Annotated in this window: 1 pseudogene; it reads left to right on the forward strand. The window is 58.0% G+C overall.

What is annotated here, in order from left to right:
* Positions 1–200 (forward strand): annotated as a pseudogene (locus IV91_RS19955) (dihydroxy-acid dehydratase); the annotation flags it as partial.
* Positions 201–495 lie beyond the last annotated feature (295 nt).

Below are 495 nucleotides of genomic sequence, written 5' to 3' on the forward strand. Positions count from 1 at the left end.
AGGATGGTGGCCTCGCTGTCCTGTATGGGAATATCGCGGAGAAAGGCTGCATCGTGAAGACGGCCGGTGTGGACGAAAGTATCCTGAAGTTCTCCGGCAAGGCGCGTGTGTTCGAAAGCCAGGACGCAGCGGTGGAAGCGATCCTCGGCAATACGGTGCATGGGGGCGACGTCGTCATCATTCTCCACCGACCGCGGCGCAGTGCGCGACCTGTCGCAACTGAAGCGTTGAGTTCGTGCCCACCTTGGGGTCACTCTTGCGACACGATGGGCGAAAAGCGTATTATCTGGGTTGGTCAGGTTCTTTCAAGCGCCTTGCTGCATGGAGACAATATCCACGGGTATCCCCAGATGAGACTCCAACGTCAACCTAAACCTCCCCATGTCTAAAGACAGGGGGTTCTAAGGGCGAATCCACCGGGGTCTCCTGGCTCTCGCGTCGCCGCTACAGCATCCAGGCCATGACCGATGGCAAACCCTCTATCACAAACGACCT

Origin of the sequence: Ferrovum myxofaciens, from assembly GCF_000735045.1 — a bacterium.
Lineage (GTDB): Bacteria > Pseudomonadota > Gammaproteobacteria > Burkholderiales > Ferrovaceae > Ferrovum > Ferrovum myxofaciens.